The 22,602-nt window shown below is 70.1% G+C and carries 21 protein-coding genes and 2 pseudogenes; 16 read left to right on the top strand and 7 right to left on the bottom strand.

Going from position 1 to position 22,602, the window contains the following annotated elements:
• Positions 1 to 34: 34 nt before the first annotated feature.
• From AB0H88_RS39035 to AB0H88_RS39015, 5 genes are all read left to right on the top strand, one after another.
• Positions 35 to 838, top strand: a complete 804-nt coding sequence (locus AB0H88_RS39035; protein ID WP_357653602.1) for an ABC transporter permease — start codon at positions 35 to 37, stop codon at positions 836 to 838.
• An 83-nt stretch (positions 839 to 921) separates the two neighbouring features.
• The gene (locus AB0H88_RS39030) at positions 922 to 2,532 is read left to right on the top strand and encodes an ABC transporter ATP-binding protein (RefSeq protein WP_357653601.1); all 1,611 of its coding nucleotides are present in this window, start codon (positions 922 to 924) and stop codon (positions 2,530 to 2,532) included.
• Positions 2,529 to 3,512 (top strand): putative FMN-dependent luciferase-like monooxygenase, encoded by a 984-nt coding sequence (locus AB0H88_RS39025; protein ID WP_357653600.1) that lies wholly within the window; start codon positions 2,529 to 2,531, stop codon positions 3,510 to 3,512. Before AB0H88_RS39030 ends, AB0H88_RS39025 begins: the two co-directional genes overlap by 4 nt.
• Before the next feature lie 49 nt (positions 3,513 to 3,561).
• Positions 3,562 to 4,158, top strand: a complete 597-nt coding sequence (locus AB0H88_RS39020) for a CMD domain protein (RefSeq protein WP_357653599.1) — start codon at positions 3,562 to 3,564, stop codon at positions 4,156 to 4,158.
• Entirely contained in the window at positions 4,155 to 4,772 is a 618-nt protein-coding gene (locus tag AB0H88_RS39015) for an alkylhydroperoxidase domain protein (protein WP_357653598.1), read from the top strand. Before AB0H88_RS39020 ends, AB0H88_RS39015 begins: the two co-directional genes overlap by 4 nt.
• 36 nt (positions 4,773 to 4,808) lie before the next feature.
• On the opposite strand, the gene AB0H88_RS39010 is transcribed toward AB0H88_RS39015, so the two are convergent.
• On the bottom strand, positions 4,809 to 5,621 hold the full coding sequence (locus AB0H88_RS39010) for a polysaccharide deacetylase family protein (RefSeq protein ID WP_357653597.1): 813 nt from the start codon (positions 5,619 to 5,621) through the stop codon (positions 4,809 to 4,811).
• A 299-nt stretch (positions 5,622 to 5,920) separates the two neighbouring features.
• On the opposite strand from AB0H88_RS39010, the gene AB0H88_RS39005 reads away from it, so the two are divergent.
• A complete protein-coding gene (locus AB0H88_RS39005) occupies positions 5,921 to 6,556 on the top strand; it encodes a VOC family protein (protein WP_357653596.1) in 636 nt (211 codons plus the stop codon).
• A gap of 42 nt (positions 6,557 to 6,598) precedes the next feature.
• Here the strand turns inward: AB0H88_RS39005 and AB0H88_RS39000 are convergent.
• Positions 6,599 to 7,313 (bottom strand): annotated as a pseudogene (locus tag AB0H88_RS39000) (transposase); the annotation flags it as partial.
• 81 nt (positions 7,314 to 7,394) lie between these two features.
• On the opposite strand from AB0H88_RS39000, the gene lysS reads away from it, so the two are divergent.
• Positions 7,395 to 9,017, top strand: a complete 1,623-nt coding sequence (gene lysS, locus AB0H88_RS38995; RefSeq protein ID WP_357653595.1) for a lysine--tRNA ligase — start codon at positions 7,395 to 7,397, stop codon at positions 9,015 to 9,017.
• The gene (locus AB0H88_RS38990; protein ID WP_357653594.1) at positions 9,014 to 9,556 is read left to right on the top strand and encodes an AAA family ATPase; all 543 of its coding nucleotides are present in this window, start codon (positions 9,014 to 9,016) and stop codon (positions 9,554 to 9,556) included. Before lysS ends, AB0H88_RS38990 begins: the two co-directional genes overlap by 4 nt.
• A 120-nt stretch (positions 9,557 to 9,676) precedes the next feature.
• Here the strand turns inward: AB0H88_RS38990 and AB0H88_RS38985 are convergent, their stop codons facing one another.
• Positions 9,677 to 9,859 carry a hypothetical protein gene (locus AB0H88_RS38985; RefSeq protein ID WP_357653676.1) on the bottom strand — a complete coding sequence of 61 codons (183 nt, stop codon included), beginning with the start codon at positions 9,857 to 9,859 and terminating at the stop codon, positions 9,677 to 9,679.
• On the opposite strand from AB0H88_RS38985, the pseudogene AB0H88_RS38980 reads away from it, so the two are divergent.
• From AB0H88_RS38980 to AB0H88_RS38970, 3 genes and pseudogenes are all read left to right on the top strand, one after another.
• Positions 9,797 to 10,206 (top strand): annotated as a pseudogene (locus tag AB0H88_RS38980) (DUF2000 family protein). The gene AB0H88_RS38985 and the pseudogene AB0H88_RS38980 sit on opposite strands and share 63 nt — an antisense overlap.
• A 408-nt stretch (positions 10,207 to 10,614) precedes the next feature.
• Entirely contained in the window at positions 10,615 to 11,337 is a 723-nt protein-coding gene (locus tag AB0H88_RS38975; protein ID WP_357653593.1) for a glycosyltransferase family 2 protein, read from the top strand.
• A gap of 19 nt (positions 11,338 to 11,356) precedes the next feature.
• Positions 11,357 to 12,328 (top strand): 2-dehydropantoate 2-reductase N-terminal domain-containing protein, encoded by a 972-nt coding sequence (locus AB0H88_RS38970; protein WP_357653592.1) that lies wholly within the window; start codon positions 11,357 to 11,359, stop codon positions 12,326 to 12,328.
• Here AB0H88_RS38970 and AB0H88_RS38965 read toward each other — a convergent pair.
• Entirely contained in the window at positions 12,294 to 12,821 is a 528-nt protein-coding gene (locus tag AB0H88_RS38965) for a DUF6886 family protein (protein ID WP_357653591.1), read from the bottom strand. The two genes, AB0H88_RS38970 and AB0H88_RS38965, sit on opposite strands and share 35 nt — an antisense overlap.
• A gap of 106 nt (positions 12,822 to 12,927) precedes the next feature.
• On the opposite strand from AB0H88_RS38965, the gene AB0H88_RS38960 reads away from it, so the two are divergent.
• Together AB0H88_RS38960 and AB0H88_RS38955 are read left to right on the top strand one after the other, a co-directional pair.
• On the top strand, positions 12,928 to 13,449 hold the full coding sequence (locus AB0H88_RS38960; RefSeq protein WP_357653589.1) for a hypothetical protein: 522 nt from the start codon (positions 12,928 to 12,930) through the stop codon (positions 13,447 to 13,449).
• Between the two features lie 115 nt (positions 13,450 to 13,564).
• Positions 13,565 to 15,460: a nitrate- and nitrite sensing domain-containing protein gene (locus AB0H88_RS38955; protein ID WP_357653587.1), complete on the top strand. Its 1,896-nt coding sequence runs from the start codon at positions 13,565 to 13,567 to the stop codon at positions 15,458 to 15,460.
• A gap of 8 nt (positions 15,461 to 15,468) precedes the next feature.
• On the opposite strand, the gene AB0H88_RS38950 is transcribed toward AB0H88_RS38955, so the two are convergent.
• Together AB0H88_RS38950 and AB0H88_RS38945 are read right to left on the bottom strand one after the other, a co-directional pair.
• Entirely contained in the window at positions 15,469 to 16,218 is a 750-nt protein-coding gene (locus tag AB0H88_RS38950) for an MBL fold metallo-hydrolase (protein WP_357653586.1), read from the bottom strand.
• Positions 16,219 to 16,227: 9 nt separating this feature from the next.
• Complete coding sequence (locus AB0H88_RS38945; RefSeq protein ID WP_357653584.1) at positions 16,228 to 16,371, bottom strand: hypothetical protein; 144 nt, start codon at positions 16,369 to 16,371, stop codon at positions 16,228 to 16,230.
• A gap of 397 nt (positions 16,372 to 16,768) precedes the next feature.
• On the opposite strand from AB0H88_RS38945, the gene rho reads away from it, so the two are divergent.
• From rho to AB0H88_RS38930, 3 genes are all read left to right on the top strand, one after another.
• Complete coding sequence (rho, locus tag AB0H88_RS38940; protein WP_357653582.1) at positions 16,769 to 17,872, top strand: transcription termination factor Rho; 1,104 nt, start codon at positions 16,769 to 16,771, stop codon at positions 17,870 to 17,872.
• 43 nt (positions 17,873 to 17,915) lie between these two features.
• A complete protein-coding gene (locus tag AB0H88_RS38935; RefSeq protein WP_357653580.1) occupies positions 17,916 to 18,932 on the top strand; it encodes a putative RNA methyltransferase in 1,017 nt (338 codons plus the stop codon).
• Between the two features lie 143 nt (positions 18,933 to 19,075).
• Positions 19,076 to 20,842, top strand: coding sequence for a prolyl oligopeptidase family serine peptidase (locus AB0H88_RS38930; RefSeq protein ID WP_357653578.1), 1,767 nt, complete (start codon positions 19,076 to 19,078; stop codon positions 20,840 to 20,842).
• Positions 20,843 to 20,958: 116 nt separating this feature from the next.
• Here the strand turns inward: AB0H88_RS38930 and AB0H88_RS38925 are convergent, their stop codons facing one another.
• A complete protein-coding gene (locus tag AB0H88_RS38925; protein ID WP_357653576.1) occupies positions 20,959 to 22,503 on the bottom strand; it encodes a GAF domain-containing SpoIIE family protein phosphatase in 1,545 nt (514 codons plus the stop codon).
• Between the last annotated feature and the right edge of the window lie 99 nt (positions 22,504 to 22,602).

Genomic DNA, 22,602 nt, shown 5'->3' with positions numbered 1-22,602 from the left:
TGCGCTGGAGGCGGCGGCGTGAAGGTCTTGTCCCTTGTCGCGCGCTGGAGGCGGCGGCGTGAAGGTCCTGTCCTGGTTGACGATCGCTCTCGTCGTGCTCTGGGCCGTCGTGCCCGCCCTGTTCACCGGGTACGACCCGCTGGCCGGGGTGCCGGCCGAGAAGCTGCGCCCGCCGAGCCCTGAGCACCTGTTCGGCACCGACGCCGTGGGCCGCGACCTGTTCGCCCGTGTGGTGCACGGCTCCGTGCACTCCCTGTCGGGCGCGTTCGTCGCCGTCGCGGTGGGCCTGCTCGCGGGCACGCTGCTCGGTCTGCTGGCCGGCTCGACCGGCGGCCTGCTCGACGACGCCGTCATGCGGGTGGCCGACGTCCTGCTGTCCGTGCCCGGCCTGCTCCTGGCGCTGACAGTGATCATCCTGCTCGGTCCCGGCACGGTGAACGTGGCGATCGCGGTGGGTATCGGGTCGGTCGCCGCCTTCGCCCGCCTGTCGCGCTCGGAGGTCGTACGGGTGCGCCGGTCCGACTACGTGGAGGCCGCGTTCGGCAGCGGCGGCCGGTTTCCGGCCGTGCTCTGGCGGCACGTCCTGCCCAACTCGCTCGGCCCGGTCATCGCGCTGGCCGCCCTGCAGTTCGGGGTGGCGATCCTGGCCATCTCGACACTCGGCTTCCTCGGCTACGGCGCCGAGCCGCCGACGCCCGAGTGGGGACTGCTCATCTCAGAGGGCCGCAACTACCTGGCCACCTCCTGGTGGCTGACGACGCTGCCCGGCGTGGTGGTGGTGGCGGTGGTGCTGGCCGCGAGCCGCATCAGCCGGTCGATCGGAAGGGACAGGACGTGAGCCGGTCGATCGGAAGGGACAGGACATGAGCCGGTCGATCGGAAGGAACACGACATGAGCCGATCGATCGGAGGGCCCAAGCGATGAGTCTCCTGGACGTACGTGACCTCTCGGTCTCCTACGATGCCCGGCCGGCGGTCCAGGGGATCTCCTTCACGGTGGAGCCCGGCGAGGTGGTCGCGGTGGTCGGCGAGTCCGGCTCCGGCAAGACGACCACCGCCCACTCGATCATCGGCCTGCTGCCCCCGAACGCCACCCTCGACGGCGGCCGGATCCTGCTCGGCGACTCCGATCTGTCCACCTGGTCCACCCGCCGGATGGAATCGATCAGAGGCGCCCAGATCGGCCTGATCCCGCAGGACCCGTCCCATTCACTGAACCCCGTCAAGACCGTCGGCGCCCAGATCGGTGAGGTCCTGCGCATCCACAAACGCGGCGACCGTCGTACGATCTCCCGCCGCGTCGTGGACCTGCTCACCCGCGTCGGCCTGCCGGACCCGGAGACGCGCGCCCGCCAGTACCCGCACGAGCTGTCCGGCGGGATGCGCCAGCGGGTCCTCATCGCCATCGCGATCGCCCTGGAACCGCGGCTCGTCATCGCCGACGAGCCGACGAGCGCGCTGGACGTCACCGTGCAACGGCGCATCCTGGACCTCATCGACGACCTGCGCGCCGAGTTCGGCACGGCGGTGCTGCTGGTCACCCACGACCTGGGCATCGCCGCGAACCGCTCGGACCGCCTGATCGTCATGAAGGACGGCCGGATCGAGGAGCAGGGCTCATCGGGCCAGGTCCTGTCGGCTCCGCAAGCCGCCTACACCGGGCAGTTGCTGCTCGACGCGCCGGCGCTGTCGATGCGCGAGTTCCGGGCGGTCGCGGAGCCTACGGAGGAGGAGCCCGCGATCGTGGTCCGCGACCTGGTCAAGGAGTTCCGCGTCGGGAGACGCCCCTTCCGCGCCGTCGACGGGGTGTCTTTCGAGGTACGCCCCGGCACCACGCACGCCCTCGTGGGCGAGTCCGGATCGGGCAAGACCACCACGGCCCGCATGGTCGCACGCTTCGCCGAGCCCACCTCCGGCACCGTGACGATCTCCGGAGCTGAGACAGCTGCCGCACCGGGGACCGTTGCCGGGGCGAGGGCGGTTGCCGGGGCGAGGGCGGGGCGCGACTTCCGGCGCCATGTGCAGCTCGTCTACCAGAACCCCTACGGCTCGCTCGACCCCCGGCAGTCCATCGCCGCGATCGTGGAGGAGCCGCTGCGCAACTTCCGGCTCGGAGACCGCGCCGCCCGCCGCCGCAGGGTGCGTGATCTGATGGAACGTGTGGCGCTCCCCGAGAGCCTGCTCGACCGCAGACCACGTGAGCTGTCCGGCGGCCAGCGGCAGCGGGTGGCCATCGCCCGCGCGCTGGCCGTCGAGCCGGGGGTCGTGGTGCTCGACGAGGCGGTCTCCGCGCTCGACGTGACCGTACAGACGCAGATCCTGGACCTGCTCGAAGAGCTCCAACGCGACCTGGGGCTGACTTATCTGTTCATCTCGCACGACCTCGCGGTGGTGCGCCAGATCTCACACACCGTTTCCGTCATGAACAAAGGACGCATAGTGGAATTCGGAACCACACAACGGGTCTTCACCGACCCACGGCATGACTACACCCGCGAACTCCTGGCCGCGATCCCGGAGCGGGTGCGATGAGGCTGGGATTCTTCAGCCGGCTGCTCGACGAGGTGCCCGCGGCCGAGCGCTACCGGCTGGCCGCCGAGCAGATCGGGCACGCGGAGTCCTTCGGGTTCGACACGGCGTGGGTGGCGCAGCACCACTTCGACGGCGCGGAGGGCGGGCTGCCCGCGCCGCTGGTCTTCCTCGCCCACGTCGCGGCGCGTACCAGCCGGATCAGGCTCGGCACCGGCATCATCACGCTGCCGCTCGAACATCCGGTACGCGTGGCCGAGGACACCGCCGTACTCGACCTGCTGACCGGCGGCCGGCTCGAAGTGGGCGTCGGCAGCGGCGGCACGCCGTCGTCGTTCACCGCGTTCGGGAAGGAGAGCGCGCGGCGCGCGGCCGTCTACGCCGAGCATCTCGCGATGCTCGTCAACGCCTGGTCGGGCCGCGACCTCGGCGGCGGCAACCGGCTCTATCCCGCGGCTCCGCGCCTGCTCGACGCCGTCTGGGAGGCGACGTTCTCGGTGAGCGGCGGGGCCAGAGCGGGCCGGGCGGGCAACGGGCTGATGCTGTCGCGCACCCAGCCACGCCCCGAAGAACATCCCGAAGCGACGCTGGCGGAGATCCAGCGGCCGATCGTGGACGCCTACTACGAGAACCTGCCCACGGGCGCCGCGCCGCGGATCGTGGCGTCGCGGACCGCGTTCGTGGCCGACAGCCGGGCCGAGGCGCTGCGTTACGCCGAACGCGGGCTGAGCCGCGCCCGGCTGCCCTTCGAGACCTCCCGCGACCGCATCACCGCCTTCGACGTGCACGTGGGCACCCCTCAGGACGTCATCGACAGCCTCAAGGCCGATCCCACGCTCGACCGGGTCACCGACCTGGTCCTGCAGGTGCACTCGGTCGACCCGCCGCACCCGCTGATCCTCCGCTCCATCGAGCTCCTGGCGACCGAGGTCGCGCCCGCGCTCGGCTGGGTCCCGAACACCACGGAATTGAGCACCACATGACCTCCACGCCAGCCGAGCACCACCGGACCTCCACCGAAACGAGCACCACATGATCGACGTGATCGACCACCTTGTGGGGATCGAGCCGGACTCCCCGCTCGATCGCCTGCGTGACCGGCGGCCGGACGCCCGCGAGCACGCCCAGCGCGGCTTCGACGCGCTGCTCACCCCTGACGTGCCCGGCGCGGTCTCGCTGGTCGAGCGGGACGCGGTGGCGACCTTCGTGACCGGCCTGCACAGCGATCCCCGCACCGCCCGCTTCTACGCCGACCGGCTCGCCGAGCTGGCCCCCGAGCTGCTCGACGCGGTCCGGCTGGAGATCGAGGCCGGGAGTACGACCGGCCCCTACGGCACCTACCCCGCCGACGGACCGCTCGCCGCCGAGAGCGACGAGGGGCTGCGCTACCGGACCCGGCAGCCGGAGGCGCTCGGCACCCGGCTCGCCGCCGCCTTCGAGCATGCGCACCTGCTGGTGTTCCGCCCGCGCGAGGCCGGCCCCAAGGACCTGCGGGCGCTCGCGGACGCGGGGTGGAGTGACCCGGCCATCGTGACGCTCTCGCAGCTCGTGGCCTTCCTCAGCTTCCAGATCCGGGTGGTCGCGGGCCTGCGGCTGCTCGGCGCCGCCCAGAAGGAGACCACCTCATGACCGGCTCCACCACCGACCGACTGGGCCCCACCACCGACCAACTGGGCTTCACCACCGACCAATTGGGCTGGACGCCGTGGCTGGCGCCGCTGGCCGAACACGAGCTGACCGAGGCCCACCGGGAGGCCCTGGTCGACGAGTCCCGCGCCGCCTCGCCGTACTTCAGGCTGCTCGCCCGCGACCCGGAGATCCTGCACGCGCGGACCAAGACCGACAACGACATCTTCTACAACACCAAGGGCGGCCTGCCGCGCCCGGAGCGCGAGCTGGCCGCCACCGCCACCTCTCGCCGCAACGGGTGCGTGTTCTGCGCCTCCGTGCACGCGCGGTTCGCGGCGCACTACTCCAAACGGCCCGACGACGTGCGACGACTGCTCGACGAGGGCGTGGCGGCGCCGCAGGACGGGCGGTGGCGGGCCGTCATCGACGCCTCGGTGGCGCTCGCGGCCACGCCGTCCGAGTTCGGCGCCGAGCACATCGAGGCGCTGCGCGCCGCCGGGCTGGACGATCTGGCCATCAGCGACACGATTCACGCGGCGGCCTTCTTCAACTGGGCGAACCGGCTCATGCTCTCGCTAGGAGAGCCCACCAGCGACCGGAAGGCGGACCAGTGACCACTCGCGCGCCGCGTTGAACGCGGCCACCGACGGTCATCGATGGCGGGTGAGCAGTTCGGTGACGGTGACGGCGCGCAGGCCGCGGCGGTTCAGGCCGTTCAGGATGGCGGGGATCGCGGCCGGCGTCTCCGGGTGTCCCAGATGCATGCTGACGACGCTGCCCGGCCGCACCGCGCGCAGGACGTTGCCCGTGATCGCCCGCCGGCCCGGGTCCAGGTAGTCGCGCGAATCCACGTCGTAGGACAGACACGTCGGGTAGCCGGCCCCGCGGGCCAGCCGCCGGACCAGCGGGGTGGCGCGCCGTGCGGCGGACTGGCGGAACCACAAGCCGGTGGAGCCGGTCAGGGCGTGCAGCCTGGCGGCGCATTCCTCGATCTCCCTACGGGCCTCATCCGCGGAAAGCGCGGAGATGTCGAGGTGGTGCATGGTGTGGTTGCCGAGATCGTGGCCCGCGCCGGTGATCCGGTCGGCGATCGCCCGGTCCAGCCAGGTACCGACGGCCAGGATGGTGGCGCGGGCGTGCTCCCGCTCGATCGCCGCGAGCACCTTCTCGGCGAGCGCGGGGCTGCCGGCACCGTGGAAGGTGAGCGCGACCAGCGGGCGGTCACGCGGGCCGTGCAGCACTTCGCCGGGCAGCCGCAGCAAGGACGCGGCCGGTTCCAGCGTCCCGGAGGCTCCCGGCGTCCCGGAGGCTCCCGGCGTCCCGGAGACTCTTGGTCTCCCGGAGGCTCTCAGCTTCTCGGAGGCTTTCGGCCCTGAGCCGTCCGCCGGTTGAGGGTTGTCCGCGGCGCAGGCCGAAAGTGCCATCGCCCCGCCGACCGCCAGAAACCCGCGGCGGCCGATCACCGGAACACTCCTGTGTGGCCGAGCGAGTAGCGTCCGGGCTGCGGGTACACGCACAGCCCGTGAGGTCCCCGGCCGACCTTGATCTGGCCGGCGACCGTCACAGGCGACGCGCCGCAAGAGACAGCGGCCAAGGTTGTCGCACCGAGCATGCTCATCATCCAGGGCAGGCGCATGGGGCAAGCTTAGGAATGGCTCCCACAGCGTCTGCTCAGGCCAGGGTCAACGTCACGTTCGCGCGGCGCCAAGGGATGGGTCACCGACCTGGTCCTTCAAGTGCACTCAACGGAATCGAGCAGTACATGATCGATCCGCACCTCGACCACCTCGTCTACGCCGTGCCCGACCTCCTGCTCGGCGTCGCCGACTTCGCCGAGCGCACCGGGGTCACCCCGGCGGCCGGCGGCCGTCACCCCGGCGGCACCGCCAACTACCTGGTCGCCTTCGGCGAGACCTCCTACCTGGAGATCATCGGCCCCGACCCGGAGGCGGACACCGGGCCCATCCGCTTCGGCCTGGACACGCTCCGCGAACCGCGGCTCGTCACCTGGGCCGTGCACCCCGCCGACCTCGACACGTCCGTACGGCAGGCCCGCGAGCGGGGCTACGACCCCGGCGTCATCGAGCCGCTGTCCCGGCACACCCCCAACGGCTCGCTGCTGGCGTGGCGGCTCACCAATCGCGACGATTCCGCACCGGTCAGCCCCGTGCCGTTCCTCATCGACTGGGGCGGCACCACCCACCCAGCGGCGTCGGGACTGCCCCGGCTGGGCCTGGCCGCCTTCAGCGCCGTACACCCGGAGCCCGCCGCGCTCCGCCGCGACCTGACCGCGCTGGGCGTCGAGCTGGACATCGCCGAAGGGCCGGAGATCGCGTTGCGGGCGGTGCTCGACACTCCCTTGCGCCAGGTGACCCTGACGTCAGCTTCTCGGTCGTAACAACCGAGCTTGCAGCTCCTCGCCGTCGATGGATTCGACGGTTCAGGCCGCGTCGTCGGCAGCGTGACTCACTGCCCAGTCCGCAGCACCGCGTGAGGCGATGTTGCGGGCTGCGTTGACGTCGGCGTGCTCAGCGAAGCCGCACGACGTGCAGAGGAAGGTTTGCTGGTTGGTCCGGTTCTTCTTGTCCACATGCCCGCAGAGCGAGCATGTCTGTGAGGTATAGGCCGGATCCACATGAATGAGCGCGATCCCGGCGCGGGCCGCCTTGTGGGCGATGAACCCGCCGAGCTGGTGAAAACTCCACGAGTGCAGCGTGACCCGCTGGGGCTTACGGAGCGGGCCGAGGTCCGCGTGGCCGGGCTGCGGAGAGGCGGCGTTCGTTGGGCCGCCGTCGCCGTACCCGGTCGCGGATCCCGGTCAGGTCTTCGAGCGCGATGCCTTGTCCGGTGCGTGTCGCCTCGGTCACGATCTGCTTGGCAATGGTGTGGTTGGTGTTCGCGGCGAACCGCGCCTCTTTACGACGGTGTGTCTTCAACAGCCGCTTGGCGGACTTGGTCTTCTTGGCCTGCAACCGGCGGCGCAACTCCCGGTGGCGGTGCCGGACCGCGTTCAGGGCCTTGCCCGAGCGGCGAATGCCGTCGCTGGTCGTGGCGATGTTGGCGATTCCCAGGTCCACACCCACGAATCCGTCCGGGACGCGCACGGGCCGGTCCGGCAGATCGCAGGTGGCGATCAGGAACCACATGCCGTCGCGGTGCCCCTGGGCTCCACGGCAGACCACGCTGAACCGCGCATTTCGTTGGCTTGATCGCGGGCGAGCCGCAAGAATGGCGCGATGGCTGACACTACGGAGACCGACTGGGTCTCCAGGTTCGCGGATGAGGTGATCTCCGAGGCGGAGCGTCGTGCCCCGGGGAAACCGATCGTCTGCGCCTCGGGATTGAGCCCGTCCGGGCCGATCCACCTGGGCAACCTGCGGGAGGTCATGACTCCGCACCTGGTCGCCGACGAGATCCGCCGCCGCGGCCTCGACTGCGTGCACCTGCTGTCGTGGGACGACTACGACCGCTTCCGCAGGGCGCCCGCGGGCATCGACCCGTCCTGGGCCGAGCACATCGGCAAGCCCCTGACCTCGGTGCCCGCCCCGCCGGGCAGCCCGTACGCGAGCTGGGCCGAGCACTTCAAGGCGCCGATGATCGAGGCGCTGGCCGAGCTCGGCGTCACCTATACCGGCATCAGCCAGACCGAGCACTACTCCGCCGGCACCTACCGTGAGCAGATCCTGCTCGCCATGCGCGAGCGGGAACGGATCAACGCGGTCCTGGCCCGCTACCGCACCAAGGAGACGGCCCGCACCGAGGCGGTCGACTATTACCCCTACAAGCCCTATTGCGAGCTGTGCGAGCGGGATCTCACGACGGTCACCGCCTATGACGACGACAGCACCGAGCTGGCCTACGTGTGCGAGTGCGGGTTCGGGGAGACCGTGCGCCTGGCCGAGCACGACCGGGGCAAGCTGGTGTGGAAGGTCGACTGGCCGATGCGGTGGGCGTACGAGGGCGTGGTGTTCGAGCCCTCTGGCGTCGACCATCACTCCCCCGGCTCGGCCTGGGTCGTCGGCGGGCAGATCGTGGGCGAGGTGTTCGGCGGCGAGCGGCCGATCGGCCCGATGTACGCCTTCGTCGGCATCACCGGCATGGCCAAGATGAGCAGCTCCAAGGGTGGCGTGCCGACTCCGGCCGACGCGCTGGAGATCATGGAGGCGCCGGTGCTGCGCTGGCTGTACGCGCGGCGCAAGCCGTCCCAGTCCTTCAAGATCGCCTTCGACCAGGAGATCCAGCGGCTCTACGACGAGTGGGACAGCCTGGGCCGCAAGGTCGCCACCGAGACCGCCCAGCCCGCCGAGCTGGCCGCCTACGAACGGGCCGTACGCACGGCCGAGGGCCCGCTGGCCCCCACGCCGCGCCCGGTGGCGTACCGGACGCTGGCCTCCGTCGTCGACATCACCACGGGCGACGTCGACCAGACGCTACGGATCCTGCGCGACCTCGACGGCGAGCTCACCTCACTCGACGAGGCCCGGCCCCGGCTCGACCGCGCGCAGCGCTGGGTCGACACCCAGGTGGCCGCCGACCAGCGCACCCGCGTGCGCGAGTCACCCGACGGCGAGCTGCTCGCCGCGCTCGACGAGGACGAGCACGACTCGCTCCGGCTGCTGGTCGACGGGCTCGACGAGCACTGGTCGCTCGACGGGCTGACCACGCTGGTCTACGGCGTGCCGAAGGTACGAGCCGGGCTGGCGCCCGACGCCAAGGCCACGCCCGAGCTGAAGGCGGCGCAGCGGGCCTTCTTCGCCCTGCTGTACCGGCTCCTGATCAGCCGCGACACCGGCCCGCGCCTCCCTACGCTCCTCCTGGCCGTAGGCGCCGACCAGGTCCGGAAGCTGGTCGGCGCTTGAGCGCGGTCTTCCTCATCACCGGCATCTCGGCCGCGGGCAAGTCGACGGTCGCGCAGGAGCTGGCCGAGCGGCTGCCCCGGTCGGCGCATGTCCGGGGCGACCTGTTCCGCCGCATGGTGGTCAGCGGGGGCGTCGGCATGACACCGGATCTCGACGAGGAGGCGCGCCGCCAGCTCCGCCTGCGCTACCGCCTCGCCGCCGCCGCGACCGACATCTACTTCCAGGAGGGTTTCACGCCCGTCGTCCAGGATGTGGTGCTGGGCGCGGACCTGGAGCTGTTCGCCGGGCTGATCCGGAGCCGTCCGCTACATGTGGTCGTGCTGGCCCCTGACGCCGCCGTGGTCGAGCGGCGGGAGGCCGAGCGCGCCAAGACGGGCTACGGCGTCTGGACGGTGGCCCAGCTCGACGAGGCGCTCCGGCGTGACACCCCGCGCCTCGGCCTCTGGCTCGACACCTCGTCCCAGACGCCCGCCGAGACGGTCGACGAGATCCTCGCCAGGGCCGCGGAGTCCGTCGTCCACGTGGACCCCACCGCCTGACGGTCACTTGCGGCCGGTGCGGGGTGGGCTGGGGCGTTCGGGTGGCAGGACCTCGACCGAGGTCTTGCGGATGTGGTCGTAGACGAGCGACGTACGCACGTCCGCGATGTTGCGGTGCCGTCAGTCGTGGTCGAGCACGAAGTCGCGCAGGTGGCCCGTGTCGCGCACCTCCACCTGGATGATGAAGTCGTCGCCGCCCGACACCACCAGGCGAACGCCGCCGCCTGCCTCGCCGCGTCCATGGGCCGTACGGTGCCCGCGATCCTCGGATCGAGCGGCACCGACGCCGACGGCCACGCGCATGCCGGCTGCCGTGGATCGGCTGCACGGTGCTGGCCGCGCCCGCCGCAGTCGTCAGCCGAATGCGGGCCGACGCCGCCGCCGAGCCCGACCTGATCGTCACCGACATGACGGCCATCGCCCAGCGGACGAACGTCTACGACGAGTATCTGACCGAACTCGCTCGCACCAAGGACCCGCCTACTACGCGGTCAGCGTCTTCGGTTCCCTGTGTTTACCTAGGTAAAGCGGACATCGGCGTAGTCTCGTCGCACCCGACCGGGCCGGGCAGCGATCCGGTGGAAGCCGAAGCCGCGTCCGTCCGGCAAGCCGGGCAGACCGTGGTTGAGAACCGCGTTGTCGGGGCCTGACTGCGCGCTCCTGGCGGGAGTGCGCCTCTTGGGCCACCGCCCCGCCGGACGCTGTCCCGTTGATGCGGACATCAACGGAGGCGGGGACCGAGCGCCAGTCAGGCACCCGGCTGTGACAGAAAATTACCGCACGATTACCAACCGTCGCAACCGATCGTGTCAGAGAAATCCAACACAGTTCTCACGGTAACCATCGGCTCGCATAGCGAATGCCGATGACAGTCCATACCCTGCTCAGCCCGCCCTGGTGGAGCGCCACACCGGGCGACTTCCTTTGCTTCGCTAAATATCCGGGTGCCTCAGTTGCGGTAAAACCCAGGGACTATATAAGCGGACATATACATATATCCGCGATCAATGCAAGAAGCTGTCAAGCGGCTTGCATGCGGGTCAGCGCACCTTCGGGGCATGAACAAGCCCTTCGCCGTGAGCGTCACTGTCGTCGTTCCTGCGATGAACGAGGCCGGCAATCTCCCTCACGTCTTCGCGACGCTGCCTACCTGGATCGACGAGGTGGTCCTCGTCGACGGCAACTCGACCGACAACACGGTAGCCGTGGCCCGGCGGCTCCGGCCCGACCTGCGCGTGGTGACGCAGTCGGGACGCGGCAAGGGCAACGCCCTCATCGAGGGATTCGCGGCGGCGCGCGGCGACATCATCGTCATGATCGACGCCGATGGGTCGACCGACGGCAGAGAGATTTTCTCCTTCGTCAGCACGCTGGTTCAAGGCGCCGATTTCGCCAAGGGCTCCAGGTACGCCCCCGGCGGCGGCTCCGACGACATCAGCCTGCTGCGCTCGCTCGGCAACAAGGTCCTCACGGGCCTGACGAACCTGCTGTACGGCACGCGCTACACCGACCTGTGCTACGGCTACAACGCGTTCTGGGCCCGCCACCTGGACGCCATGGCGCTGGACTGCGACGGTTTCGAGATCGAGACGCTGATGAACGTCCGCGCCGCCCAGGCCGGACTCCGCATCAGCGAGGTGCCGAGCCACGAGCACTCCCGCATCCACGGCGAGAGCAACCTGCACGCCGTACGCGACGGCTGGCGCGTACTGAAGACGATCCTCCGGGAGCGCACCAGGGGGGCCATGTCTCCGCAGGCCCAGGTGGCGCTCGCCGAGTGAACGGTGACATTCTCGGATCATGCGCTACATAGTCATCGGAGCAGGAGCAGTTGGCGGCACTATCGGAGCACGATTGTTCCAGGGCGGGCACGAGGTCGTGCTGGTCGCGCGCGGTGCCCACTATGAGGCGCTGAAGAGTGGCGGGCTGCGCCTGATCACGCCCGACTCCACCGAGACCCTGGACGTGCCCGTGGCCGACGGCTCTGTGCCGACGCGCGACGACGACGTGCTGATCGTGGCGACCAAGTCGCAGGACACGATCAGCGCGCTCGACCCGTGGCCCAGGCACCTGCCGGTGGTGTGCGCCCAGAACGGCGTCGACAACGAGCGGGCCGTCCTGCGGAGGTTCGAGAAGGTTTACGGCATGTGCGTGTGGCTGCCCGCCTCACACTTGGAGCCCGGAACGGTCGCGGCCTTCGGCCACCCGTACTCGGGCATGCTGCATGTCGGGCGTTATCCACAGGGTGTGGATGAAATCTCCCGACAACTCGTCACCGACCTCAACAAGAGCGGGATGTACGGGCTCGACGCGCCCGACGTCATGCGCTGGAAGTACGCCAAGCTGCTGGGCAACCTGAACAACGCCGTCGACGCGGTCTGCCGGAGCGGCACCGGCGGCGAGGCGCTGACCGAGCAGGCCAGGGCCGAGGGCATGGCCGTGCTGGAGGAGGCGGGCATCCCCTACGCCACGCCGAGCGAGCAGGCGGAGGTCCGCGGCGACAAGGTGGACGTCCGGCCGATCGACGGCATCGAACGCGGCGGCGGATCCTCCTGGCAGAGCCTGGCCAGGTCCAGCGGCTCGATCGAGGCCGACTACCTCAACGGCGAGATCGTGCTGCTCGGCCGCGAGTATGGGATCCCGACCCCGGCCAACGAGGTGCTCCAGCGCGAGGCCAACCGCCACGCGCGCGAGAAGCTGCCGCCCGGCTCGATGTCGGCCGCCGAACTGACCGCGCTCATCGACGAGCGTTCCGCAGCCGTATCCCGCTGAAGCCCAGCGTGCTGGCCGTCACCTCGTTCCAGAACGGCCAGAGGTTGTCCAGCACGCGCAGCTGGATCCCGGCCTCCTCGTGCAGGTCCAAGAGATCCGGCACCGGCTCCGCCGGGCCGAGCGGCTTCACCGGCACCTCGGCCACGAGCGCGTGTCCGTCGTCGCCGACGGCGCGGAAGGGGCCGGCGGGCAGCCGGTAGGCGTAAAGACCGACGTCCATGAGCGCCTTGAGCCAGCCGTACTCGATGGCGTGCACCCGGTCGCCGCAGCCCGCGCCGATGATCCGGTCGGCGTCGGCCGCGGTGGTGCCGGCCGTTTTCCAGGCCATCGCCCGCGGGCAGGCCCGCGGGAACCAGTAGTCGGGACAGCGCTCGAAGCCGACCGCCCAGACGTACGGCTCGCGCAGGGCGGAGGTCGGCGCCACGTGCGGCACGAACAGCTCGATCGTCGGGTCTTCGGAGAAGTGCAGCACTTGGCCGGGCTCAGGTCTCATGATCTCCATGATGACCTGGAACCCCGGCCAGATCGGCGAATGCGCGGCATAGTCCGCCCGAGCCGGGGCAGTAGGAACTCGCTCTGACGACAGGGAGTGAGCTGAAATGATCTTGCTGGGTCTACTCCTGGTCCTGCTCGCCGGTGGCGCCATCGCCTTGGTCGCCGCCGAGGAGACCTCCAGGTACATTCTGTTCGGCTATACGTTCGAATTCAATTCGTTCGGCATGTTCATCGCCGGTGCCGTGACCACCGCCGTGCTGCTGCTGGGCATCGCGATGATCAGCTCCGGTTCCCGCCGGTCGGCCAAGCGTCGCCGCCAGAAGCGCGTGGCGCGCGCCGAGGCCTCCAGCCGGGTGGCCCGGCTCGAAGAGGAGAAGCGCGAGCTGGAGCGGAAGCTGCAACACGAGCACGCCGCCGCGCACGAGCCTGAGCACGTGCGCGAGCCTGATCACGTGCGCGAGCCGGAGAACATGCGCGAGACGCAGAACCTGCGCGTGCCCGAGCAGGTGCGCGCGCCTGAGCACGCACGCCAGTCCGAGCACGCACGCCAGCCCGAGCCTGGGCACGAGTCCGAGTCGACCGACCGGCTCGTGGCCGGTGGCGTCGAGAACCCCAGGCGGCGGTAGCCCTAAGCGCGGCAGGCGCGGGGGCGTCAGGGCCCTCGCGCCGAGCCGTCGCCAGAAATCCCGCCAAAAGGGGGTGTACTCTGCGAGGCGATCTCATCATGCCTCCGGAGGTCGCATGCCCCCCACGCGTGGCCGTCCCATCGCCATCAAGCTCCTCATCCTGCTGATCGTCCCGCTCACGTCATTGGTCGGCCTGTGGGCCTTCGCGGCGACCCTGACCGGCGGCGACGGTCTGCGCCTGCTGGAGATCAACGAGCTGGTCACGAACCTGGCCGACCCGTCCGAGCAGATCAACGTCGAGCTCCAGAACGAGCGGCTGGCCTCCGTCGAGTTCCTGACGACCAAGCGCGGCGCCGCCCAACTGGCCAGGCAACGTGCCCGGACGGACAAGGCCGTCACGGACTTCCGCAAGCTGGCCGGCGACCAGCAGGCCATCTCGTCCGGGATGGCCGTGCAGCTCAGAGCCCTGTACGACCGGCTCGACGCGCTACCCGCGATCCGGCGCCAGGTCGACGGTGGGAACCCCGCCCCGCTCGACGTGATCGACGGCTACAGCCAGATCGCCGACGCCTCCTTCCGCATGTACGACGCGATGATCCTCATGCCGGACATGACGCTCTACCGGCAGGCACGCGCCGTCACCATGCTGGGCGAGGCCAAGGACCTGCTGTCGAGAGAGCGGGCGATCATCGCCGTAGTCCTGGACCGGGGCAAGGCGACCACCCTTGAGCGCCGGGAGTTCACCGGCATGGTCGCCACCAGGCGCCTGCTCTACACCCAGGCGCTGTCCCACCTCGACTCCGAGCTGCGCGGGCCGTACGAGCAGTTGGTCTCCTCGCCCGCCTACCGCGAGTTCATGCGCGCGGAGGACGCCATCATGGGCCAGGCCACCACGAACGGCCTGCCCGCCGCGGCGGCCACCTGGCCCGTCGACGCGAACAACCTGTGGACGGTCGTCGATCGCAACCAGCGCCAGGCCGTACGGGGGATCACGCAGCGCGTCACGCCCACGGCCGTCAACGTGCTGATCAAGATCGGCGTGGCGGGCGGTGTCGGCCTGCTCGCGGTCATCGCCTCCATCCTGCTCTCCCTCCGCTTCCGCGGCCGCCTGGTACGTGAGCTCGCCGGGCTCCGCGACGCGGCCACCGAACTGGCGGAGGTACGGCTGGTGGCGCTGGTCAAGCGGCTGCGTACGAACGTCGGCGCGCCGACGCCCGACGAGCTGCCACCGCTGGAGGTGAAGACGGACACCAGCGAGGTGCTCGACATCGTGCAGGCGTTCAACAACGTGCAGGCCACGGCCGTGACGGCGGCGCTGAGCCAGGCCAGGCTGCGTCACGGCGTCAGCCAGGTCTTCGTCAACCTGGCCCGGCGCAACCAGACACTGCTCCACCGCCAGCTGCTGCAGCTCGACAGCATGGAACGCGGTGCCGAGGAGCCCGAGACGCTCGGCGACCTGTTCAAGCTCGACCACCTCACGACCCGCATGCGCAGGCACGCGGAGAGCCTCATCATCCTGTCCGACCAGGCGCCCGGGCGGGGCTGGCGCAACCCGGTGCCGATCCACGACGTGCTGCGCGCGGCCGTTGCCGAGGTCGAGGAGTATCCGCGGGTCGAGGTGCTGCAGCCGCCGCCCGTCTCCCTGGTCGGCGCGGCGGTCACCGACGTCGCCCACCTGATGGCCGAGCTGATCGAGAACGCCACCCTCTTCTCGCCGCCCCAGACCCGGGTGGACCTGCGGACCACGATCACCCCGCACGGGGTGACCGTCGAGGTCGAGGACCGCGGTCTCGGCCTGACCAGGGTCGAGCTCGACGAGCTCAACACGCGGCTGGCCGAGATGCCGGAGTTCGACCTGGCGCAGAGTGACCAGCTGGGGCTGTTCGTGGTGGCCAGGCTGGCGGCCAGGAACGGGATCAAGGTCACGCTCGACGTCTCGCCGTACGGGGGGCTCACCGCGCTCGTCAGCCTCCCCGCCGACCTGCTGGCTGACCAGCCGGTGCCCGCCTGAGGATTCTCCTACGGGGATCCAAGGTCCAGGAACGGCTCGCTGAAGTGGGCGGTGGCCAGGATCGCGTGCTCGGCCCGCAGCGCGCCGAGCACCTCGGCACGGGTGGCGGCCGCCGCCGCCTGGTCGTCGTCGTAGACGTAACGCACGCTCGGATCGGCCAGCTGCGCCGGGTGCAACACCAGGTCGCCGGTCATGGCCAGCTCGCCCAGCCGGACGATCTGGTGGCCGGGGGTGTGCCCGGGGGTGAGCTGGACGCGCACGCCCGGCGCGACCTGGGAGTCGCCGTCGACCACCTGCAACTGGCCCTTGATCGGGGTGACGATCTGGTCGAGCATCGCGCCGTGGGCCGCGTCGACCTCGGCCTGCTGGAGAACGTACCTGGCGTTCTCGAACAGCGGCTGGCCGTCCGCGACCGCGCCACTGGCGTGGTCGCTGTGCAGGTGCGTGAGGATCACGGTGTCGACGTCGGCCGGCTCGACGCCGGCGGCGGCCAGCTCACCGGGCAGCGTCCCCGGCACCGGCGCCCAGCTCGACGCCGGTGAGTCCGCGGCACCGATGCCGGTGTCGACGAGGGTGACCCGGCCCGCCCGGTCACGTAGCAGGTAGCAGTGGAAGTGCAGGATCCACGGCTCGTCCGCGAGCCCTGCCCCCGGGAACATCTCGGTGAGCGGGCGGCGGATCGTCGGGCCCATGGGACCCACGGCGTCGCAGAGAGGCGTCACTTCGACGCCGGAGATCGTGCGCGGTTTGTGTGGCATTCGCCCAGATTAGGCGGCCACGCGCTGGCGCGGAACGTACTCGTTCTCGACGTCGGCGGCGTAGACGGCGCGGCTGCAGTGGGCGCACCGGTAAATGATCGGGCCCTCGTCGAGCTCGTTGTGACACCGTGGGCAGCGGGTGCTGGTCTTCATGGTGATCCCCCCAAGGAGTTCGTGGTTCTATGAAAGCCTCATCGGATTGCAGCGGCCCTGCATCTCACTTGACAGGTTGCCGGTGCATTGATGGGCGATCTGTGTCGTCGTGCACACCTGCTGCGGGTAATGCGCAGCACTCCGGCACCGAGAAGAACTTTGTGAGAGGAACATTGTTACGCCGCACCCCCGGCGGCGAGGCGGAAGGGACGAGAACCCCCCGGGAATAGCCCAAGCGGGCTAGGTGTTGTATGGGCCGGAACGTGTGATACGTTGCCAGCGGCGTTGAGCTTCTCGCTCCGCCACTTCCCTCATAGCCCGCCCCGGGGTTCCCGGGCCCGGCTCATTCTTCACACTCGCCGGCTTTCTTCGGCGATGCCCTCGAGGAGGGTTCATCATGTCTGTTCAAACCATTCCCAAACCGCGCTCCGGTGCTCCCATTCGGCAGGTCAGCGGCCTGCTCGACGTACGGGAGAAGGGCGCCTTCATCCGCGCGGGACATCTGCCCGGCCCCGATGACGTCCGCGTGCCGCCCGAGCGGGTCAAGCAGCTCGGCCTGCGCCCCGGCGACCATGTCGTCGCCACCGTCACGGGCGGCAAACCGGTCCAGGTGGAGTCCGTCAACGGCACCGCCGACTGGCGGCACCGTCCGCACTTCGCGGACCTGACCCCGATCCATCCCACCGAACGCCTGCGCATCGAGACCGACTCGCTCAGCACCCGCGTCATCGACCTGTTCGCGCCCATCGGCAAGGGCCAGCGCGGGCTCATCGTGGCCCCGCCCAAGGCCGGCAAGACCATGGTCCTTCAGGCGCTCGCGGCGGCCATCGCGCGCAACCACCCGGAGACGCACCTCATGGTGCTGCTCGTCGGGGAGCGGCCCGAAGAGGTCACGGAGATGCGCGCCTCCATCCACGGCGAGGTCTTCTACTCGACCTTCGACCACCCCGATCGCGACCACACCGCCGTCGCCGAGCTGGCCATCGAACGCGCCAAGCGCCTCGTGGAGAACGGCGAGGACGTCGTGGTCCTGCTCGACTCGCTGACGCGGCTCGGGCGCGCGTACAACAACCTGGCCCCCGGCGGCGGCCGCGTGCTCACCGGCGGCATCGACGCCACCGCGCTCTACCCGCCGAAGCGCTTCTTCGGCTCCGCGCGCAACGTGGAGGGCGGCGGCTCCCTGACGATCCTGGCCACCGTGCTGGTGGACACCGGGTCGCGCATGGACAACAGCCTGTACGAGGAGTTCAAGGGCACCGGGAACATGGAGGTGCACCTGGCCCGTGACCTGGCCGAACGACGCCTCTTCCCCGCGGTCGATCTGGGCATCTCCGGCACCCGCCGCGAAGAGATCCTGCTGCCGGCCGGCGAGCGGCAGGTGGTCTGGAAGCTCCGCCGGATGCTCGGCGCGCTGGATCGGCAGCAGGGGCTGGAGCTGCTGGTCGGCAAGCTCCGCGAGACACCCTCCAACGCGGCCTTCCTGCTCGAGGCCGGCGCCTGACCCCCTGGCGCGTCAGGTCCCCCCGGGCCATGACAATGGGCGCATGCTTGCTGACATCATCAAATACCTGGCCTGCCCGGTCTGTGCCCGTGAGATGTGGTTGGCGGGTGACACGCTCCGCTGCGCCGAGGGCCATGCGTACGACGTGGCCAAGCAGGGCTATGTGAGCCTGCTGGTCGGCTCGCGGACGCCGGGAACGGCTGACAGCGCGGCGATGGTGGCGGCGCGGGCCGAGTTCCTGGGAACCGGACACTACGCTCCGCTCGCCGACGCGCTCGCCGAGAGTGTGCGGTTGAGGATGGTCGGCGCCAATGGCCGGGAAGACGATGCTTTCCGTAGGGATAGGTTCTCGGCACTGCCGGACGCGGGGGCAGAGAAGGCGTACCGTAGTGCCGCAGTGGCTCGTGGAGCAGGGACGGCGCGGCAGGACGCCGGTCACGTGCCGGATCCGGTGATCGTTGACGCCGGAGCCGGGACCGGTTACTACCTGGCGACGGTGCTGGGAGCGGTGGACCGTGGCATCGGGATGGCATTCGACGTTTCCAAGCACGCCGTGCGGCGTGCTGCCCGGGCGCATCCGAGGGCGGGGGCCTTCGTGGCCGACGTGTGGCGGCCGTTGCCCATCAGGGACGGGGTGGCCGACGTGGTGATCGACGTGTTCGCGCCGCGGAACGGTCCAGAGTTCCGGCGCATTCTGCGGCCTGGCGGTGTGGTGATGGTCGTGACACCCGCTCAGGCGCATCTGAGCCCGCTCGTCGAGGAGCTGGGGCTGCTCTCCGTCGACGAGGAGAAGGAGCGGCGGCTGGCCAGGAGCCTGGAAGGCTTCGATGAGACCGAGCGGCGGACGGTCGAGTTCGACCTGGAGCTGAGCCCTGACGAGGTCGCCGGCGTGGTGGGGATGGGACCGAGCGCGTGGCACACTGAGGCGACCGAGCTGGCGGAGCGAATTTCCAGCTTTCTGTCACGGGATGCTGTGAAAAAGCGGGAAAAAGTGTCGGCCAAGGCCGCGTTCCACCTGTCTATCTTCGAGGCCCCGCCGCGATCAAGGGCTGTTCCTTGACGGACATCTGCGACTCGTGTTAATGATGGGGCATTTAGTCCGAAATTCCCCCACATTCCCAGAGTATTTCCGCGAGACAAGCGCAATACTGGACGGCAACCCACGCCCAGAGGCGGGGTGAGAGAGGGAGGGGGGCGCGCCGGATGAAGGCCGAGGAACGCTGGCAGGCCAGGTTCCGAGCGTCGCGCATGACGTTGCCCTCCTGGGCACGGCTGGCCCCGAACCGCTCGATCTATCGCTCCAACGCCACCGGCACCTGGGAGGTCTACGCCTGGGACCGCGCCAGCGGCGCCAACCGCCAGGTGACCGACCGGCCCAGGGGCACGGCCCACGCCGCGATCGACCCCACCGGCCAGTGGATCTACTGGTTCGCCGACACCGAGGGCGACGAGTTCGGCCTGTGGTGGCGCCAGCCGTTCAACGGCGGCCCCGACGAGCAGGTCGCTCCCGACCTCGAGCCCGGCCAGCCGGGCGGCATCGCCCTGTCCATGGCGGGCCACGCGGCGATCAGCCTGGCCAGCGAGGGTTCGTTCAGAATCCATCTGGTAAAGCCCGGCGAACCGTCTCGCCTGCTGTACGAGCATGCCGAGGCGGCCTGGGTAGCCGACATGTCCCTCGACGGCACACTTATTGCGATAAATCATGCCGAGTATGGCGACTTCCGTCATCCGGCGCTCCGTGTCGTACGCCAGAACGGCGACGTCGTCGGCGAGCTCTACGACGGCCCCGACAAGGGCGTGATCGGCCTCAAGTTCGCCCCGGTGCCGGGCGACCGCCGCCTGCTCGCCCTGCACGAGCGCCGTCAGCGTCAGGCGCCCCTGGTCTGGGACCCGGTGACCGACGAGCAGCGCGAGATCTGGATGAAGGACTCCGGCGAGCTGACCGCCAGCTGGTACGACGACGGCCGCGGCCTGCTGATCCTCCGCGACAACCGCGCCCGCAGCTACCTGCACCGCTACGACCTCGCGGGCGGCGGGCTGACCCTGCTCGAGACGCCCCACGGCGTGATCGACGCCGCGGCCCCGCGCCCCGGCGGCAACGTCGAATACTCCTGGTCCAGCGCCTCCCGGCCACCGGTGATCCGCTCCAGCAACGGCCAGGTCGTGCTCAACTCCAGCGGCCCCTCGGCGCCGCCGAGCGTCCCCGTCGAGGACCTCGACGTGCCCGGCCCCGGCGGCAGGATCCACGCGCTGGTCTCCCGGCCGGAGTCCGGCGCCGCGCCGTTCCCCACCGTCTTCCTGCTGCACGGCGGCCCGACCACGCACGACCGCGACGCCTTCTCCCCCGAGGTCGCGGCCTGGGTGGACGCCGGCTTCGCGGTGGTGCGGGTCAACTATCGCGGTTCTACCGGCTACGGCTCGGCCTGGCGCGACGCGCTCCACAGCGACATCGGCCACATCGAATTGGCCGACGTCGCCGCCGTACGCGAGCACGTCGTCGAACGCGGCATCGCCGACCCCGCCAGGATGCTGCTGACGGGCACCGCCTGGGGCGGCTACCTCACGCTGCTCGGCCTCGGCATCCAGCCCGAGCTGTGGACGGCCGGCATCGCGGCGGTGCCGATCGCCTGCCACCAGACCTCCTACGAGGACGAGGCGGAGAGCCTGCGCGCCTACCATCGCGCGCTGCTGGGCGGATCGCCCGACGAGCAGCCCGAGCGCTACGCGGCCAGCTCCCCGATCACGTATGTGGACCGGGTGGAGAGCCCGGTGCTGATCCTGGCCGGCGAGAACGACAGCCGCTGCCCACTGCGGCAGATCGAGAAGTATGTGGCGAAACTGGCCGAGCACGGCCGGGAGCACGAGGTGTATGCCTATGACGCCATCCGCGGCTCTCTGGTCATGTCCGAACGGATCGCGCAAATCGCACTACAGCTTGAATTCGCCCGCAAGCATGTAAATCCACACTGATAATCGACAATTAGTCAAACCCGTTAGTCAACTGAAATGACCCATCAGGGTCGGCGGGCGCGCCCATTTCAGCGGGCGCGCCCATCAGGGTCAGCGGGCGTGAAGGACATCGGGGGTCAGCGGGCGCGAAGGACCACGATCGCGAGGTCGTCCGCGCTCGGCTCCGTGGCGAAGTCGGCCGCCCCTCTGCGGATCCGCTCGGCCACCGCGCGGGCCGACAGCCCGGCGCACTCGGCGAGCAGCTTGGCCAGCCCGCTGTCGTCGTCGAGCAGCCGCCCGCCCGAACGCCGCTCGGTCACCCCGTCGGTCACCGCCAGCAGCACGTCACCATGGTCGAGATGCAGCGTGTCGGCCTCGAACACCACCTCGTGGAAGACTCCGAGCAGCGACTGCGGGGTCGTCACCGTCTCCACCACGCCGCTCGGCTTGAGGCGCAGCGCCTCGGGATGACCGGCTGACACCAGGCGTACCTCCAGACCGCTCGGCACCGGCGTGATGTCGCCGTGCAGCAGCGTGAGGAACCTGGCCCGCTCGCCCTCCTCCAAGATCGCCTGGTTGAGCCGGCCGAGCACCGCCGCCACCCCGTAGCCCTCGCGGGCGAGCAGGCGCAGGGTGTGGCGGGCCAGACCCGTCACGGCGGCGGCCTCCGGGCCGGTGCCGCACACGTCGCCGATCGCGAACCGCCAAGTGTCGTCACTGGCCTTGAACAGGTCGTAGAAGTCGCCCCCGACTTCGTTGGCCTCGCCCGCGGGCTCGTAGACGACGCCGTAGTCGAGGCCGGGCACCTCGGGCTCGTTCGGCGGGAGCAGGCTGCGCTGGAGCGCCCGGTTGGCCGCGGCCTGCTGGGCGTAGACGCGGGCGTTGTCGGTGGCCAGCGCGGCCCGCCTGGCGATGTCCTCGGCGAACTGGATGACCTCGTCGGGGAAGCGGTCGGGCCGGCCCAGGCACATCATGCCCAGACCCCGGCCGCGCGCGGTCAGCGGGACCGCGAGCACCTGCGAGTCGGCCAGGTGGACGGTGGAGGTGACGTGGGCGTCGGCGATCATCGCGTCCATGTCGCCCAGCTGCTCGCGCAGCCCGTCGATCCTGGCCTCGTCGGCATGCCAGAGGTAGACCAGCCGCAGCGGTCCGACAGCGGAGTCAGAGGTGTAGACGGCGCACCAGCTCGCCAGCCGCGGCACCACGATCTGGGCGATGATGGCCGGCACCATGTCGGGGTCGAGAGTGCCCGCGAGCAGGTCGCTCGCGTCAGCCAGGAACCCCAGCCAATGCGGCCCCCTGGCGCTCTCCTCCAGCCATTCGGATGCCACTGTCTCCGTCGAGCCGGGTAGCGTGAGTCTTGCCCAATGGACACGAGAATCACCAGAGAAGGTGATCCCCCACTCCTCCACCCCCACAGACGGAGCCTTCGGGTCACCCTGCGAGATGCTCCGCTGTCTCAACTCGACTTGCACGGCGTGGCCAAAATGCTTCCAGATGACTTCGAACGGCTCGTCCACCACCTGTTGTGCCAGGTCACCCGCGACCTGCTCGGCCAGGTGCAGCACGCTGCCGACGGCCCACGCGGTCATCACCTCACGGGTGAACCTCATCGCAGCCGTCACAGCGGTGTCGCCGGGCGCGAACGTAGCGGCCAACACCGCATGGGGAGTACCAGTCATCGCATCGTGCCTACCACACTTCCTGCTGACTTGGGGTAAATCCAAGGACGGGACTATGAGCTACTCATCGTGACAGACTTGAATCACTCGCGGTGGCAC

Source organism: Nonomuraea sp. NPDC050680 (assembly GCF_040654555.1).
In the GTDB taxonomy this organism is placed as follows: domain Bacteria; phylum Actinomycetota; class Actinomycetes; order Streptosporangiales; family Streptosporangiaceae; genus Nonomuraea.
This window is presented reverse-complemented; position numbering and strand designations above follow the sequence as displayed.